The organism is Alteraurantiacibacter buctensis (genome assembly GCF_009827655.1).
Lineage (GTDB): Bacteria > Pseudomonadota > Alphaproteobacteria > Sphingomonadales > Sphingomonadaceae > Alteraurantiacibacter > Alteraurantiacibacter buctensis.
Map to the genome: position 1 here is coordinate 191620 of NZ_WTYV01000004.1, position 15582 is coordinate 207201.

Annotated in this window: 17 protein-coding genes and 1 tRNA gene; 4 read left to right on the plus strand and 14 right to left on the minus strand. The window is 62.6% G+C overall.

The window, feature by feature from the left end:
• Nucleotides 1-16: 16 nt before the first annotated feature.
• Nucleotides 17-1324, minus strand: coding sequence for a MarR family transcriptional regulator (locus tag GRI99_RS18985; protein WP_160772164.1), 1308 nt, complete (start codon nt 1322-1324; stop codon nt 17-19).
• Nucleotides 1325-1986: 662 nt separating this feature from the next.
• Between GRI99_RS18985 and GRI99_RS11425 the strand changes: the two genes are divergently transcribed.
• Nucleotides 1987-5304: a TonB-dependent receptor domain-containing protein gene (locus tag GRI99_RS11425; protein ID WP_160772165.1), complete on the plus strand. Its 3318-nt coding sequence runs from the start codon at nt 1987-1989 to the stop codon at nt 5302-5304.
• A gap of 106 nt (nt 5305-5410) precedes the next feature.
• On the plus strand, nt 5411-6400 hold the full coding sequence (locus GRI99_RS11430) for a zinc-dependent alcohol dehydrogenase family protein (RefSeq protein WP_160772166.1): 990 nt from the start codon (nt 5411-5413) through the stop codon (nt 6398-6400).
• Between the two features lie 47 nt (nt 6401-6447).
• Here the strand turns inward: GRI99_RS11430 and GRI99_RS11435 are convergent.
• Nucleotides 6448-6524: transfer RNA gene (locus GRI99_RS11435), tRNA-Arg, on the minus strand.
• A gap of 59 nt (nt 6525-6583) precedes the next feature.
• Here GRI99_RS11435 and GRI99_RS11440 point away from each other — a divergent pair.
• A complete protein-coding gene (locus GRI99_RS11440) occupies nt 6584-6913 on the plus strand; it encodes a hypothetical protein (protein WP_160772167.1) in 330 nt (109 codons plus the stop codon).
• A 4-nt stretch (nt 6914-6917) separates the two neighbouring features.
• On the opposite strand, the gene GRI99_RS11445 is transcribed toward GRI99_RS11440, so the two are convergent.
• From GRI99_RS11445 to grxC, 3 genes are read right to left on the minus strand one after another with little or no spacing between them, the layout of a single operon-like run.
• Nucleotides 6918-7400: a DUF1178 family protein gene (locus tag GRI99_RS11445; protein ID WP_160772168.1), complete on the minus strand. Its 483-nt coding sequence runs from the start codon at nt 7398-7400 to the stop codon at nt 6918-6920.
• Nucleotides 7401-7407: 7 nt separating this feature from the next.
• The gene (locus tag GRI99_RS11450) at nt 7408-8223 is read right to left on the minus strand and encodes a carbon-nitrogen hydrolase family protein (protein WP_160772307.1); all 816 of its coding nucleotides are present in this window, start codon (nt 8221-8223) and stop codon (nt 7408-7410) included.
• A gap of 5 nt (nt 8224-8228) precedes the next feature.
• Nucleotides 8229-8489, minus strand: a complete 261-nt coding sequence (gene grxC / locus GRI99_RS11455; RefSeq protein ID WP_160772169.1) for a glutaredoxin 3 — start codon at nt 8487-8489, stop codon at nt 8229-8231.
• Nucleotides 8490-8654: 165 nt separating this feature from the next.
• Here grxC and GRI99_RS11460 point away from each other — a divergent pair, with 165 nt between their 5' ends.
• On the plus strand, nt 8655-9140 hold the full coding sequence (locus tag GRI99_RS11460) for an Hsp20 family protein (RefSeq protein WP_160772170.1): 486 nt from the start codon (nt 8655-8657) through the stop codon (nt 9138-9140).
• A 55-nt stretch (nt 9141-9195) separates the two neighbouring features.
• Here GRI99_RS11460 and GRI99_RS11465 read toward each other — a convergent pair whose 3' ends face one another.
• From GRI99_RS11465 to tpiA, 9 genes are all read right to left on the minus strand, one after another.
• Nucleotides 9196-9492 (minus strand): hypothetical protein, encoded by a 297-nt coding sequence (locus tag GRI99_RS11465; RefSeq protein WP_160772171.1) that lies wholly within the window; start codon nt 9490-9492, stop codon nt 9196-9198.
• A complete protein-coding gene (locus GRI99_RS11470) occupies nt 9489-9863 on the minus strand; it encodes a hypothetical protein (protein WP_160772172.1) in 375 nt (124 codons plus the stop codon). The genes GRI99_RS11465 and GRI99_RS11470 overlap by 4 nt, the downstream gene beginning before the upstream one ends.
• Nucleotides 9856-9990, minus strand: a complete 135-nt coding sequence (locus GRI99_RS18865; RefSeq protein ID WP_272917405.1) for a hypothetical protein — start codon at nt 9988-9990, stop codon at nt 9856-9858. Before GRI99_RS18865 ends, GRI99_RS11470 begins: the two co-directional genes overlap by 8 nt.
• A complete protein-coding gene (locus tag GRI99_RS11475; protein WP_160772173.1) occupies nt 9987-10451 on the minus strand; it encodes a PIN domain-containing protein in 465 nt (154 codons plus the stop codon). The genes GRI99_RS18865 and GRI99_RS11475 overlap by 4 nt, the downstream gene beginning before the upstream one ends.
• On the minus strand, nt 10448-11188 hold the full coding sequence (locus GRI99_RS11480; protein ID WP_160772174.1) for a hypothetical protein: 741 nt from the start codon (nt 11186-11188) through the stop codon (nt 10448-10450). Before GRI99_RS11480 ends, GRI99_RS11475 begins: the two co-directional genes overlap by 4 nt.
• Nucleotides 11189-11300: 112 nt before the next feature.
• A complete protein-coding gene (locus GRI99_RS11485) occupies nt 11301-12230 on the minus strand; it encodes an IS1595 family transposase (protein ID WP_160772175.1) in 930 nt (309 codons plus the stop codon).
• Between the two features lie 324 nt (nt 12231-12554).
• Nucleotides 12555-14195: a CTP synthase gene (gene pyrG / locus GRI99_RS11490; protein ID WP_160772176.1), complete on the minus strand. Its 1641-nt coding sequence runs from the start codon at nt 14193-14195 to the stop codon at nt 12555-12557.
• A gap of 106 nt (nt 14196-14301) precedes the next feature.
• On the minus strand, nt 14302-14715 hold the full coding sequence (gene secG / locus GRI99_RS11495; protein ID WP_160772177.1) for a preprotein translocase subunit SecG: 414 nt from the start codon (nt 14713-14715) through the stop codon (nt 14302-14304).
• Nucleotides 14716-14792: 77 nt separating this feature from the next.
• On the minus strand, nt 14793-15554 hold the full coding sequence (tpiA, locus tag GRI99_RS11500) for a triose-phosphate isomerase (protein ID WP_160772178.1): 762 nt from the start codon (nt 15552-15554) through the stop codon (nt 14793-14795).
• Nucleotides 15555-15582: the final 28 nt, after the last annotated feature.

Sequence of the window (15582 nt, forward strand, 5' to 3'; positions counted from 1 at the left end):
TTGCAGGGCTGCCGCTTCAGCGGTGCCCCAGTTCCTCATAGGCCCGTTCGCGCTCCAGCTGGATCACGGCGTTGCGGCGGATCTTGTCGAAGGTCGCCAGGAATTCGTCCCGCTCGGTTTCGGATAGCGGCCCCAGCAGGAATGCGCTGCGCTGGCGGCTGGCATCCTGGATCACGTTGAACAGGCGGGCGCCCTCCTCCGTTGGGCTGAACCGTCCGTGGCGCCGGCCCGGCCCGCCCTCGCGTTCCACCAGCCCGCGCTCGATCAGCGCGTTGACCGTGCGTCCCGCCTGGCTGTGATCGCGATCGATCCGGTCGACCAGCACGTGCCAGTCGATCGGCGGAGCCAGCCCGATCTCGTTGAGAACCCAGGCTTCGAAGCTGGACAGGCCCGTCAGCCGCTTGAACGTCAGCGAGCCGCTGCGGCTGAAATAGGAACTGAGCGTCATCAACGGCGAGATGATGCGGCTGCGGTCCATCACGATCCGATCGCCGCTGCCCTCGCTTTCCACCGCTGCGCCGGGCCGCGGGAAGTTGGACGGCTCCTGCCCCTGGCTGAGGCTGCGCTCCTGCTCATAGAGCAGCACGGACTGTTCCAGCAGCTTCTCGATCACGTTGAAGAAGCGCGCCAGTTCGGCATCGCCGATGTCGAAGGTCAGCTCACGGTTGCGCAGGTCCGCCAGGCGCAACAGGCGCACCGCGTGTTCCTGCCCCTTGCGGGTGAGCGAAAGCGGCGAGCGAAGCTGTTCGCGCTCGACCAGCCTGATCTCCAGCAGCCGCTTGACCGACCGGCTGACCTGGGCCTTGTCCACCCCCACCGCCGCCGAGATGCCGGCCGGCACCAGTGGGCCAAGATTATGCAGCAGGAACAGGATGCGCCGGTCCAGCTCGATCAGGTCGAGCTCGCGCGCATAGGCCATCTCGGCACTTTCGCGCACCTTGAACAGCAGTTGCCACAGTTCGCTCTGGATCACCGAGGTGGCGGGGCGGCCGGCGGTGCCGGATGCCTTGGCCGGCTCGAGCCCGTTGAGGATGATGTTCAGGCGAAGGGCGAATTCCGAGGGCGGAGAGTCGGGTGCGCCCCCGCCACTCGCCTGGCGTTCTGACGAAACGCTGCCGATAACATAGGCCTCGACGATCTGGATAGCTTCGGCTGCCATCGGCCCAAGGCCTGCGACGATCGTTTCCATCGCCGGGGGTGCACAGGGCATGGGATCATCCGTGCCGCATTGACCGGTCAGGATGGCCGAGCGCAAGTCCAGCGCACGTTCGATCAGGCTGCTGCGCCAGTCAGGGCCGGCGACCGCGTCGCGATCCTGGTGCACCCCTTTTCCCAAACCCCGAACTCCCCAAACTATCCGAAGTAAGACAGCACATTCCGCCTGCTTTGGCTATGGCGGACGTTGTCAACCATTCGGCAAATCTGCCTTCTGCCTGACAGGTCGCCCCGAAGGGCCCGAAGGGCGGCGAATTGGAGCGGATGTTATCAACCTTTTCACCCGGCGGAAGTTGGCAGGGCGATGCAGGTAAGCAACACCCGGCCGGGCTCGCCACACTCTATCACATGTTACCATGTTGTGTTTAAAGCACTTTTATTCGTATTACGATCGGTGACGAGGCCTGCGGCGCGCCGGTTTTGGCCGCATTTTTCGGGACATAGTCAAACGGCGCTCCGGAATGTGGGGGAAGGCAGGCTAGACACAGTCAACAAGCGACAATATGCAGGCCAGGCACGGCAACAGGCGATTCATGGCCTGACCGTTGGGGGAAGGAATCAATGAGTGCAGCATATTCCTGCGCCAGTCGCATGCGGAGCGCTGTAGCGCTCCGGGCGGATGATTCCCGCAACCTGTCCTATCTTTTCGGTGTGCCCGCCCTGCTCTGCAGGTGAGCATCGTGCGTGGCCCGATGCCGCGCGACCGGAACGGAAGGAACGCAAAATCGCGGGCGGCATCAGCCGCCAACGTTAAAGTGAAGGGAGCACGAAGTGAGAGGTTTTAACAACAAGCGGGTCGTCAAGGCCCTGCTGCTGGCAGGTGGAGCCAGCGCCATTGTCACTGCCATTCCGGCAGCGGCACAGGAAGATGGTGCGAACTCGGACGACCGCATCGTCGTGACCGGTTCGCGCATCCGCGTGCAGGACTACGAGTCCAACAGCCCGATCGTCACCGTCGGTGCCGACCTGCTGGAGAACTCGGGCACTTCGTCGGTCGAAGTGAACCTGAACCGCCTGCCGCAGTTCGTGCCTGAAAAGACCCCGACCCAGGGCGGCGACATCCAGGCAACCCCGACCAACACCCCGGGTTCGGCCACCGTGTCGCTGCGCGGCATCGGCTCGAACCGCAACGTGGTGCTGATCGACGGTCGCCGTGCAACCCCCGGCAGCGCCAGCATGGCGGTGGACATCAACACCCTGCCTTCGGCCGCCATCGAGCGCGTCGAAATCATCTCGGGTGGTGCGTCCTCCACCTACGGTGCCGACGCCGTCGGCGGCGTGGTGAACTTCATCCTCAAGAAGAACTTCGAGGGTATCGAGTTCAGCGGCCGTTACGGCATCACCCAGGAAGGCGACGGGGCGGAATACGACCTCAGCGCGCTGATGGGCACCAACTTCGCAGACGGGCGCGGCAACATCAGCCTCGCCATGTCGACCTCGGACCGCAAGGCGTCCTACCGTGAAGACCGCAGCTGGTACAACGAGCTGTGGGCCAACCCCAATGTGGGCGGCAACTACTTCTTCCCGACCTATTCGGGCATCACCCAGACGGGTGCCAACGCCCAATACCAGGCGCTGCTGAACGCCATGTTCCCGAACCGCACGCCGGGCACCAACGTGTCGGCCACCGGCTCGCTGTATTTCCTGCCGGACGGCACGCCGTTCACTTTCGGCAACAGCGCGGCAGGCGTTTCGGGCGTGTCGAACTTCCCGACCAGCCTGATCGATGGCCAGGAAACCGTGCGTTCGTCGCTGGGCGGCATCTCGCAGAACTTCCAGGACGATTACCTGAACCTGCCGCTGACCCGCTACAACTTCTATGTGCGCGGTTCGTACGACATCAATGACTGGGTGTCGGCGATTGCCCAGGGCTATTTCAGCACCTCGCACACCGAAACCGTCCAGCAGCCGGGTCCGATCGTGGGTGGCTGGAACGTGGTGGTCCCGCGTTACATCAGCGGCGTCAACGGCGCCACGGTGAACGATGCGACCTGGCTGCCGGCTAACCTGACGGCGCTGCTCAACGCTCGCGGAACGACTGTTGCTCCGCTGGCTCCTCAGGGCGCAGCAGAATCCGCTGTGGATTACGCGGCACGTCAGGCAGCGTATCAGCGGCTGCTTGACTCGACGGCGTGCCTCGCGGCCGGCCAGGGCTCGGCGGATGCCAACAACTTCGTTTCGCAGCGGGCGTGTTCGTGGTCGCCGACCGGCTATGTGCCAGGCCTCGGCAACCGCGAGGTTATCACCGACAACTACACGTACAACATGGTGTTTGGCCTCCAGGGCGTGATCCCGGGTTCCGACTGGAGCTGGGACATCACATGGAACCGCGGTGAATCGGCCACCAACTTCATCACCACCGGTGTTGCCTCGCTGGAGCGCCTGCGCGCGGTGATGTCTGCGCCGAACTTCGGCGCTGGCTTCGTGCGCCAGGGCAACGCTGCGGGTGGTGGCTTCGGTGCAAACCGGGCAACCTGCACCACCGGCCTCAACCCGTTCTCGGGCGTGACGCCGTCGCAGGATTGTATCGATGCGGTGAACGCCGACCTGAAGGAAACCGGCACCATGCGGCAGACCGTGTGGGAAGCCAACATGGAAGGGTCGCTATTCGACCTGCCCGCCGGTGAAATGCGCGCAGCCATCGGCGCGTCGTATCGCGAGAATCTCTATGAGTTCCGCGAAGACACGCTGAAGGAAGTGACCAGCAGCTTCCTCGACCAGGCTCTGGGCATCTACCCCGCCCGCAGCATCGACGAGCAGATCAGCAACCGCGATGTGTACGGCGAAGTCTCGATCCCGCTGCTGCACGATCTGCCGCTGATCCAGCAGTTCGACCTGGTCGGCGGTATCCGCTACACCGACTCCAGTCAGACCGGTGGCAGCACCACCTGGAAGGTTGAGGCTAGCTGGGAAGTGACCGACTGGCTGCGCTTCCGTGGCGGCTACAACCGCGCAGAGCGTGCGCCGAACATGGGCGAACTCTACTCGTTCACCCAGAACTTCGGCCTGCTGACGGGCGGCGATGCCTGCTCCACCGGCAACCCGTTCTCGTATTCGGCCAACCCGGCCAATGCGAACGGCAACCGCGTGAAGGCCCTGTGCGTGCAGTTGATGGACAAGACCCGCATCCCGGGTCAGCCGCTCAACTCCGAGCTGTACTACGGCAACGGCCTGCCCTCCACCGATCCGGCGTACATCGCCCCGTCGGCGGGTTCGACCAGCACGTCGACTGCTCCGGGCTTCGCGTTCCCCTACTTCGTGGGCAACCCGAACCTGACCAACGAAACGGCCAAGACGATCACGGCGGGCATGGTGCTGGAATCGCCGGTTGCCAGCGGCGCCTTCAGCGGCATGCGCCTGGCGGTCGACTACTACAACATCAAGGTGAACGATGCGATCGGTCTGCTGTCCGGTCAGACGCTGCAGCAGCTGTGTCTGGACCCGGCCTTCAACCCGACGTTCGATCCGAACAGCTTCGCCTGCGAAAACTTCCAGCGTGGTACGGGTGGCGGCATCGGCGCAGTGCGCCTGGCCTACACCAACTCGGCGGCGTTCCGCACGTCGGGTATCGACGCCCAGCTGGATTGGCGGATGGACGTGGGTCCGGGCACGCTGAGCCTGAACACCGTGTTCAACTACCTGATGTCGCTGCGGTCTTCGCCGTTCTACTCGGGTGTGCCGGCCGCTTCGCAGACGCCGTTCCGTCAGCTCGCGGGCACTTTCGCGGCTCCGGATGCCGGGCTGCAGTCGTTCGCCTACCGTTACAAGGTGCTGACCAACGTGAACTATCGCCTCGATCAGTTCTCGGTGGGTCTGCAGTGGCGTCACCTGCCGTCGATCAAGTCGGGGAACACCAACACCGGCTACGGCTCGTACGACCTGTTCAACCTGAACAGCTCGTATGCCGCGACCGATAACGTGACGGTGCGCTTCGGTATCGACAACCTGTTCAACCGCGGCCCGGTGTTCGGCAACACCAACCCGCTGGCCAACCCGGCAGCCTTCCAGCTGAGCGGCGGAGGCTATGATGCGCAGAACTACGACATCGTCGGTCGCCGGTTCTACGTCGGCGCCAACATGTCCTTCTGATCCAGCGATCGGATAGACTGACGGATCGGGGCCTCTCCTTCGGGAGGGGCCCCTTTCTTTTGCCGCACGCCGGCGGCAGAATGACAACAAAGGGAGACATGCAGGAATGACCAGGGTGATCCGCTTCCACCAGACCGGTGGGCCCGAGCAGTTGCAGATCGAGGAACTGGACATCGGCGCGCCCGGCCCCGGCCATGTCCGCATTCGCGTGGAGGCCGTGGGCCTCAACCGGGCCGAAGCGATGTACCGGGCGGGCAATTATCCCACCAAGCCGCAGCTCCCCAGCCTGATCGGATACGAGGGCGTGGGCACGATCACGGCTGTCGGGCCGGATGCCGGGGACTATGCCGTGGGCCAGCACGTGTGCGTGCTGCCGATGATCCACCAGGGCCAGTATGGCATCTGGGCCGAAGAAGCGATCGTCCCCACCCGCATCCTGCTGCCCGCGCCCGATGGCATGGACGTGGCCCAGGCTGCGGCGATCTGGATGCAATACATGACCGCCTATGCCGTCTACGAAGTGGCCGAGGTGGGCCCCAACGATGCGGTGATCATCCCTGCCGCATCCAGCAGCGTGGGCATTGCCTGCATCCAGTTGTGCAACTGGGCGGGCGCGGTGCCCATCGCTGTTTCCCGCACCAGCGCCAAGGCAGACGCCCTGAAGGCACTGGGGGCGGCCCATGTCATCGCCTCGGAGGAGGAAGACCTGGTCGCTCGCGTGATGGACATTACCGGCGGCAAGGGTGCGCGCTGTGCCTTCGATCCGGTAGGAGGGCCGTACGTGGACACGCTGGCGCAGGCGCTGGCGCCGCGCGGGATCCTGTTTGTCTACGGTGGCCTCAGCGGCCAGCCCACGCCCTACCCGCACTGGCCGATGGCGTTTAAGGGCGCCTCGATGCGCGGCTGGGTAGCCAGCGAGATCTGGAACCACCCCGAACGGTTCAAGACCGCGCGCGAAACGGTCCTGGCGGGCCTTGCCAGCGGCCGGCTGAAGCCGGTGATCGCCCGCGAGTTCCACGGACTGGGATCGCTGCCCGAAGCCAACGCTTTCCTTGAGTCGAACCAGCAGATCGGCAAGGTGGTGGTGCGCCTCTAGCATCCGGCGATACACCAAGGGCGAGGCTCCTTGCGAAGCCCCGCCCTTGGTGCACCCGACAGGATTCGAACCTGTGGCCCCCGGATTAGGAATCCGATGCTCTATCCTGCTGAGCTACGGGTGCGCCTTGATCGCCCTAATGCGATCGGGCAGGATTGGCAATTCGTTGGGGACGCCGCCTGCATGTACGTTTCGATCACCGGCCTGAAGGTCCGTTCGCTGCTGCTGCTCCCGCTGTTCTTCCGTCATGCGGTGCCTTCCCTCACGCAGGCCCGCAAGGCCCCGGGCAACCTGTTTGCCGATGTCCGCCGGGTGGCCGGCGTCCAGCACACGCTGTCGGTGTGGCAAGACCGGGCGGCCATGCGCGCCTACCTCACGTCCGGCGCGCACCTCCAGGCCATCGGGGCATTCCGCCAAATCGGCAGCGGGCGAATCTGCGGCTATGAAGCGGACCGGCAGCCTACCTGGGAAGAGGCGCTGGACTACTGGCACCAGTACGGGCGCGAGTACTGACGCGTCAGTTCAGCTCATCGGGCGGAGCCACGGGGAACGGCAGGGGCGCAATCTCGATCCCCTCCTCCAGCAAGCGCATCGCCTCATCGGGCGTGGTTTCACCGTGGATCGGAGCGGCATCGCGCTCGCCATAGTGCATGGCGCGGGCATCATCGGCAAAGCGCTTGCCCACCCACGTGCTGTTGGCCAGTGCCTTGGCCTGCGCCTCGGCCAGCTTGACCAGCGCCTGCTGCACCTCGGGCGGCATCGGCATGTTGGCCATGCCCTGCATCGGTGGCGGGCCCGGCAGGCGGCCTGGCAGTGGCTCGGGGCGCTGGTTGCCCTTCAGCGGCACGGCCGGGGCCATCGGTGCCTTGGCCACGTCCTTGCTGTCGCACTGCGGGCAGGCGAGCAGGCCCGCCGAGCACTGACGGTCAAAATCTGCCGAGGAGCCGAACCAGCCTTCGAACCGGTGCCCCTGGCCACAGGCAAGGTCATAGACAATCATTGTCGTGCTATTTGGGCATCGGGCGGCGGTTGGCAAGACTGGGAAGCTGCGCGCGGACCTCGGCAATCCGCGCAGGATCAATCTCGGCGAAGCCCAGCCCCGCGTTGTCGCCACCCATGTCCAGCAGCACCTCACCCCACGGATCGACCACCAGCGAATGGCCATAGGTTTCGCGCCCGTCCTCGTGCCGGCCAACCTGCGCGGCAGCTATCACATAGGCGCTTGCCTCCACCGCGCGCGCGCGCTGCAGCAGGTGCCAGTGGGCGGCGCCGGTGGGCTTGGTAAAGGCGGCAGGAATGGCGATCACATCACAGGAACGATTGCCAAGTTCTTGGAACAGAGCGGGAAACCGGATATCGTAGCAGATCGCCAAGCCCAAGGTTCCAAGGCCGGGAACGGCCGTTGTAACCACGGCATCGCCGGGTGCATAGGCCGCACTCTCGCGCCAGCTTTCGCCCGTGGCCAGCGCCACGTCAAACATATGCAGCTTGTCATAGGTCGCCGCGATGCAACCCTGCGCGTCGATCACGAAGGTGCGGTTGGCAAAGCGTCCGTCCTCACGCAGCACGGCAAGCGAGCCGAGCGCCACCCATATCCCCTGCGCGGCCGCAGCGTCGCGCACCGCAGCCAGTACCGGATCGGCTTGCGGCGACACGATGTGCGCCCTCGCCCGCTCGCGGTCGCGATCAACCAGGCCGCTCATCTCTGGGGTGAACAGCATGGCCGCTCCGCCTGCCTTTGCTGTGGCTACGGCATCAACGATGGTTGCGGCATTGGCAGCAGGGTCGATCCCGCTGGTCATCTGCAGCACGGCGACGCGCATGGCAGTCACAGTCCCAGCAACGCGTCCAGCTTGCCGGCGCGTTCCAGCGCGGCGAGATCGTCCGAGCCGCCGATGGCCTGCCCGTCGATGAAGATCTGCGGCACGGTGCGGGCATCGGGCTTGCGGGCCAGCATGTCACGCTTGGCCTCCCCGCCCATCGTCACATCATACTCGGTATAGTCGACACCCTTGCTGTCGAGCAGGTGCTTGGCGCGGGTGCAGTAGCCGCACATCATCCGGGTGAAAATTTCGACCTTCGCGGCCACTGGCAACGTCCTTCCGTCTGCTTCCGCCGCGCGACCGGCGGGGGTTGAAACCTGTTTGCCCTGCCTTATCTCAAAACGGTTCGCTGCGCGAGGCGTGGTGGACAGGCGGGGTGCCGAATGCGGGCCCCGTCATCCCAAATTGCTCAGAAGAGGATTTGTTTCGCGATGAACCGTATCGACCTTACCCCCTATCGCCGTTCCACCGTAGGTTTCGACCGCATTTTCGATCTTCTCGAAAAGCAGGCCCGCAGCGCCGGCGGCGGTGACAACTACCCCCCCTTCAACATCGAACGCCGGGGTGGTGATGATTACCGCATCACCATCGCAGTCGCCGGCTTCCGTGGTGAGGACCTGGATATCACCGCGCAGCAGAACCTTTTGGTGGTGCAGGGCCGCAAGCGTGACGAGGTGACCGAGGGCGAAATGCTCCATGTCGGCATCGCCAACCGCGGGTTCGAGCGCCGCTTCGAACTGGCCGACTACGTCCGCGTGGCCAATGCGGACCTGGCCGACGGCCTGCTGGTGATCGACCTGGTGCGCGAAGTGCCCGAAGCGATGAAGCCGAAGAAGATCGCCATCGGCGGGGTCGGCAAGTCCGACCAGGCCAGGCTGGAAGTGGTCAAGACCGGCGACGAGGCTGACGCAGCCTGACGATACCTCAGGTGTAAAACGTATGGCGATTGTATACTTTGCAAACAGAATGAGCCTAGGGCGTTTGCCACTCATTCCTGATCCATTTGCCCATGTCGTTTCCATTGGCGTCTGGAAGTGTTCTTGCGGCCCAAGTCATAGCTTCGACTTCTGTCACAAAGCATCGGGCATGCGGGGCAACTTCTTCAATCATCGAATTTATCTGAGAGGCGGTCACGGTGTCGCTAATCGACTTGATGAGCCAGAAGTTTGGCAGCCAATGCCAATACCCCATGCCTTTCAGCTTCTCTTTGAGTTGCCGCTCTTCCTCAGCACTGAGCACGTCCGTCGAGAGAATGAATTTTTTGCTCATCGACCCGTCTCGGTATCTGGCTCAAGGTTCTGAGCACTTCGTTTCGGGGCCTCTATCAAGCCAATGTTGCTGTCACCATAAATGCCGTGTTGAATCGCCATCTTGTGCAAGCTGTATTTCTCGGAGCGAAGGGCGTCGCGATCAGTGAAAAGAAGATAGATGAAGGAGATTGCGTAGATAGCCAGAAATAGGCCAGCGAATGCCGCAATAGCAACCAAAGCCCAGCCTGGCGCTTTCGCGTAGGTCGCCGAGATGAAAATCAGCAACAGGATTAGGATGGGCCATATAAGCACTCGCAGCACATCCGAACGAGACAATTCGGCCTGCATCTGCTCTCGCAGAGTGGAAACTAACCTCAGAAAATCAGGCATCGGGTCTCTCTGGCTTCACCTTCGCCAGCTTCTTGAGCCGCTCATCCCAATGGGCTTCGTCCTCATCCGCTTCCAGTTCGCGGGCGAGACGTTTGAACTTGTCAGTTTGTTTGGGTTCGTCGGTCAATGAATGCCCCCAACAAGCTTCAGTTTGGGTTGCGCGATCGATGGCTTGCGAATGATGAGAGTAGGGGTTCCGTGTAAGCCACTTTGGTCAATTAGAGGTCCGTCAAACGTGTGCAGTTCATCCATGCCAAGACGAAGTGCCGTCGCCATATGAATGGCATCTTTGGGTGCAACGTTGTGATGCCAAACCAGTTGCCTGGCATCCTCTGCAGTCTTTCGAGTGACACTGTGGACGTCGATGTAGCTTCGCTTAAAAAACGCCTCAACCTTACCAAGGTCAGTGGTTGGCACCCTCGGTTTACCGCGCATCGCGAGAACTTCCGCAAGGGTCAAAGCGGACGTAACGATCATCAGCCGTCCAGCCTCACATTCGTCTAGCACCTCGCGACAGGAATCCACCTTGTCTAGCTCGTCTTGGAGCCAGCCCAAAAAGCACACGCTATCCCAATAAACAGCGCTCACCGTGGCGAATTCCTCAAGAGCCCCACCACGTCATAAGCGGAGGGAAGTTCATCGTCAGGCGGGAATATCGTAATATCCTCAACCTTGATGCGCTTCGGCTTATCATCCTTCCCGTATCGCACTAAACCATAAACTTCGGCTCGATGGCCAAATGCTTTGAGCGCATCAGGCAACCGCTCAGGGGGGACAATGCAATGGACCGCATTTCCGTCCAGCGGTTGGAAGATGATGAATTTTGCATTCCCATGTTCGGAAATCGTTTCGATCCGCCCGACGACCGCTCCGTGTTCTTCGAAGCCCGACTTGAGAATGTCATCGATGTTGGCAATCGAATGGGCAGACAACCCGTGGGGCCGCTTCTCGACCCACACCCTGACTCCAATATCGGCATCGGCACCAAGCGAAATCTTGGCCAAATCCCTTACACCTTCGAGGGCGCGTGGAGGAAAATTCTCAGGCTCCTCAGCATCCCTCTCAAGGGACGAAAGGCCCGCTTCAATGCTGCTGTAGATACTGCCTACAGAGGCGGAGTTTGCGCCTCCGTTAGGGTAAACTCCGATCAGGTTGCTGCCCTGTTTGACTTGGACCCTCCAGCCAACAGTATCGTCGATCTGGTCGGTAAGTTGGTTTAGGACGGCAAAGAACGAACGGACCCCCCGAACAAAAAGTTCGGGGGTTAGATCTTCGCCGTTCAACTCAAGCGTGAGCGGCGCTTCAATGTCCTTCTCGGTCGCCACTTACCCTAAAATCTCCCTTTGGGAGATTCTACACGACCAGATTCCTTGGCGCAACCACGACTAATCCCCCATGAAATCAAACTCATATTGAGTTTCATAGGCTTTCTCACTTTTAGCAATGAGTTGTTTTATACGTGAGGCGCTTGCCGGTGATGCCAGCAAGCGCCGCACTGGAACGGTCCCCGTCATTGCAGCCAAGCGCCGCGCGATTGTTATAGCGGAACTCGAACTCTGCCAGATAGCGGTGCAGGTGGCCCTCGCCGCAGTGCTGATAAACGCCCTTCATGCCGCGCTTGAAGATGCTGAAATAGCCTTCCACGGTGTTGCTGTGGATGCTGCGATCCTCAAGGTTTACATACTCGCCCTTGCCGTGGCTGGTGGTGCCATGACCGGCGAAATAGCGCTTCACATCACGGTAGCCGCTATGTTCGTCGGTCATGATCCGCGCCTCACGTTCCACGTTGGCAATCACCAGCGGCATGAGGGTTTCGGCCCGCACATCGTCAATGACCATCGTGCGAGCCTTGCCAGTGTCGCGGTCCACCAGCGCAAGCACCTTCATCTTGTGGTGAAAGGCGCGCTTCTTTTCAGCGCCCTTCTTGCGACCAATGAAAGTTTCATCGACCTCGACAATGCCGCCATTGCCGCCGAACGGGGCAAGGTTTCCATCGCGCATGGCTTCACGAACGCGGTGCATCAGGAACCACGCGCTCTTGTAGGTGATTTCCAGCGTCCGGTGCAGCTGGTGGGCGCTTACGCCCTTCTTGCTGCTGGTGATCAGGTAAACCGCCTGGAGCATCTTGTGCAGCGGAATGCGGGCATGTTCAAACACGGTGCCCACCTTGACGGTGAACTGGCCCTTGCAGTTTCCACAGCGCCAGAGGCCAACGCGAATGCGCTTCGCAGGGTTGGCCTTCACCTTCGTGATACGGTCCACAGAACCACAGTGCGGGCAAACCGGCTCACCTGCCCAGATCACCTTTTCGAGGTGGGCGAAGGCAGCTTCTTCACTGTGAAACTCGGGGCGGGAAAGGGCAGACATTGGCTTAACTCCGTATGGGAGTCTTATAACACCAACGCGCCGTGTTTGCAAAGTATATTATCGCCAAACGTATTGGGGGCGGCGTTACCAAGAACGCCGCCCCCTCGGCGCGTGTAACGCCGACCCGCTCGCCGACCAAGTTCCCCGGGTCGCAGTGAGGAACCTTTCCGGCGCACAAGCTGATTTTAAGAAAGTGCGGCCGCCCCAAGCCACGCAAATCCTAGGGCCACGCAACAGCGTAACGCAAGGGAAATTTCCTGCGCAACTAGTCGCTGATTAACCATAGGCGCTAAGCAAGAATCGAACGCGTTTGCGCTCAATCGCTTAGACCAGGCGTGACTGCTTCACCGCCGCTTCGATAAATCCGGCGAACAGCGGATGCGGGTCGAACGGCTTGCTCTTCAGCTCCGGATGGTACTGCACCCCGATAAACCACGGGTGATCCGGCCGCTCCACGATCTCGGGCAAAAGGCCATCGGGCGACATGCCGGAGAAGACCAGCCCGCCCTGCTCCAGCGCATCCTTGTAGGCCGAGTTCACTTCGTAACGGTGGCGGTGACGCTCGGAAATCGAGGTGGCGCCGCCATAGATGCTCGAGACGTGGCTGTTAGCCCCCAGCTTCGCCTCATAGGCCCCCAGGCGCATGGTACCGCCCAGGTCCGTCTCAGCAGAGCGCTGCTGCAGGCCTTCGGCGCTCATCCACTCGGTGATGATGCCCACCACCGGCTCGCTGGTCTCGCCGAACTCGGTGGAACTGGCCTCGGCGATTCCCGCCGTGTTACGCGCGCCTTCGATGCAGGCCATCTGCATGCCCAGGCAGATGCCGAAGAACGGCACCTTGCGTTCGCGCGCAAAGCGCACGCTGGCGATCTTGCCCTCGCTGCCGCGCGTGCCGAATCCGCCGGGCACCAGGATGCCGTGCAGCGGCTCCAGGTGGGCGGCAATGTCGTTGTCGGGAAGTTCGAAGATTTCGGCGTCGATCCAGCGGATGTGCACCTTCACGCGGTTGGCCATGCCACCGTGGATCAGCGCTTCGTTGAGCGACTTGTAGGCATCGGGCAGGCCGACATATTTGCCGACCACGCCGATGGTCACCTCACCTTCGTAGTTCTCGTAGCGGTCGAGAACGTCATCCCACCGGCTCATGTCCGGCGGGTTGGAGGTGCCGAGCATGGCGAAGTGGCGCAGCACCTCGCGGTCCAGCCCTTCAGCGTGGTACTGCTGCGGCACGGCATAGATGCTGCTGGCATCAAGCGCCTGGATCACCGCTTCCTTGCGCACGTTGCAGAACAGCGCGATCTTGGCCCGCTCGTTGTCCGGCAGCGGATGCTCGCAGCGGCACAGCAGCACGTTGGGCTGCACGCCCAGGCTGGTCAGCTCGCGCACGGAATGCTGGGTGGGCTTGGTCTTCAGTTCGCCCGCCGCCGAAACATAGGGCACCAGGGTCACATGGATCAGGCAGGTGTGATCGGCCGGCAGCTCGTTGCGCAACTGGCGGATAGCCTCGATGAACGGCAGGCTCTCGATATCGCCCACGGTGCCGCCGATCTCGCACAGGATGAAATCATGGTCGCCCTGGTCGTCCAGCGCGAACTGCTTGATGGCATCGGTGACGTGCGGAATCACCTGCACGGTGGCGCCCAGGTAGTCGCCCCGGCGCTCGCGCGTGATGATGTCGCGATAGACGCGGCCGCTGGTCACGTTGTCGCTCTGCCGTGCGGAAACGCCGGTGAAACGCTCGTAGTGGCCCAGATCCAGGTCGGTCTCCGCGCCGTCATCGGTCACGTAGACTTCGCCGTGCTGGTAGGGGCTCATCGTCCCCGGATCGACGTTGAGATAGGGATCGAATTTACGGATGCGGACCTTGTAGCCACGCGCCTGCAAAAGGGCAGCAAGACTTGCCGCCATAAGACCTTTGCCAAGCGAGGAGACCACGCCGCCGGTGATGAAAATGTACCGCGCCATGGGAGTCGGGCCTTAGGGACCAAACCGGATTCGTGGCAAGCGGGCAAATGCCCTTATTCACCACTGAAACGATTTTTCACATTGCCCCTGATGAGCCGCAGATCGCTTATTCGGCAACGCCCGACTGGGCATCGTCCTGCGGCGCAGCCGAAGCCGGCACAACCGGGGCCGCAGCCCCGCCAGACTGACCTTGACCCAGCACGCCTTCCAGCCCCTGCGGTACGCCGCCCTGCTGGGCCGGGGTCACCGAACGGTCGAGCGACTGATCGACATCACCGCCCGAGTTGGCGCGGATGGAAACGATGGCCAGCGCAATCGACAAGGCGACGAAGACGATCGCCAGCCACTTGGTGGTGCGCGTCAGGAAGTCCGCCGCGCCACGGGCCGACATCAGGCCGCCGGGGCTGCCGCCGCCGCCAATGCCCAGCCCGCCACCTTCTGAGCGCTGCATCAGCACCACGATAACCAGCGCCAGAGCGACCAGCGCCTGGACCACGGTAAGGAAGATGAACAGGCTCATGTGACGACAATTCCAGCTAGCTTGGCGCGGGCTCGCGCGCCGCTCATTTAGGGACAGGAACCCCGCAGGGCAAGTTTTCAGCTTTCCAGCGACTCTGCAGCGGCCACCACGATGCCCAGGAAGCTTTCCGCAGTCAGGCTGGCACCGCCCACCAGCGCCCCGTTCACCTCGTCAGCGCCGAGCAATTCCACGGCGTTCTCGGGCTTCACCGAGCCGCCGTAGAGGATGCGCACCTTGCCGCCCGTTTCCTCGCCGTAAAGATCCTTCAGCACGGCGCGGATCGAGCGGTGCATCGCGCCGACTTCTTCCACGGTAGGCGTGCGGCCGGTGCCGATGGCCCAGACGGGCTCATAGGCCACGGTGACCTTTTCGCCGGCATTGTCGCCCTGGGGCAGCGAGCCCCGGAGCTGGCGGGCGACGACGCTTTCGGCCTTGCCGGCATCGCGCTGGTCTTCGGTTTCGCCCACGCACACGATCACGGCCATGCCGGCGGCCAGCACGGCCTCGGCCTTGGCGCGCACGTCGGCATCTTTCTCGCCATGGTTGGCGCGGCGCTCAGAATGGCCGACGATGGTAAAGCCGGCCCCGGCGTCCTTGATCATGGCGGCGGAAATGTCACCCGTGTGGGCCCCGCCCTCGGCCGCGTGGCAATCCTGCGCGCCAACGCCGATCAGCGCAGCTTCCTTGCGGGTGGCGTGGATCAGGGTGAACGGCGGCGCCAGAGCCACTTCCACCTTCACAAGACGCTCGGCCCCGCGATCGATCGCGCGCGCTTCGGACAGCATGGCGCGCGTGCCGTTCATTTTCCAGTTGCCGACGATGTAGGGGCGCATGGCCATCAAGATACCTTGCAATCTGTGCAGTTCA

What these genes read in the sequence shown, in the direction of transcription:
- GRI99_RS11430 (WP_160772166.1), top strand. Translation starts at nt 5,411, where the DNA reads ATGACCAGGGTGATCCGCTTCCACCAGACCGGTGGGCCCGAGCAGTTG.
- GRI99_RS11440 (WP_160772167.1), top strand. Translation starts at nt 6,584, where the DNA reads ATGTACGTTTCGATCACCGGCCTGAAGGTCCGTTCGCTGCTGCTGCTC.
- GRI99_RS11445 (WP_160772168.1), bottom strand. Translation starts at nt 7,400, where the DNA reads ATGATTGTCTATGACCTTGCCTGTGGCCAGGGGCACCGGTTCGAAGGC.
- GRI99_RS11450 (WP_160772307.1), bottom strand. Translation starts at nt 8,223, where the DNA reads ATGCGCGTCGCCGTGCTGCAGATGACCAGCGGGATCGACCCTGCTGCC.
- GRI99_RS11460 (WP_160772170.1), top strand. Translation starts at nt 8,655, where the DNA reads ATGAACCGTATCGACCTTACCCCCTATCGCCGTTCCACCGTAGGTTTC.
- GRI99_RS11465 (WP_160772171.1), bottom strand. Translation starts at nt 9,492, where the DNA reads ATGAGCAAAAAATTCATTCTCTCGACGGACGTGCTCAGTGCTGAGGAA.
- GRI99_RS11470 (WP_160772172.1), bottom strand. Translation starts at nt 9,863, where the DNA reads ATGCCTGATTTTCTGAGGTTAGTTTCCACTCTGCGAGAGCAGATGCAG.
- GRI99_RS11485 (WP_160772175.1), bottom strand. Translation starts at nt 12,230, where the DNA reads ATGTCTGCCCTTTCCCGCCCCGAGTTTCACAGTGAAGAAGCTGCCTTC.
- pyrG (WP_160772176.1), bottom strand. Translation starts at nt 14,195, where the DNA reads ATGGCGCGGTACATTTTCATCACCGGCGGCGTGGTCTCCTCGCTTGGC.
- secG (WP_160772177.1), bottom strand. Translation starts at nt 14,715, where the DNA reads ATGAGCCTGTTCATCTTCCTTACCGTGGTCCAGGCGCTGGTCGCTCTG.
- tpiA (WP_160772178.1), bottom strand. Translation starts at nt 15,554, where the DNA reads ATGGCCATGCGCCCCTACATCGTCGGCAACTGGAAAATGAACGGCACG.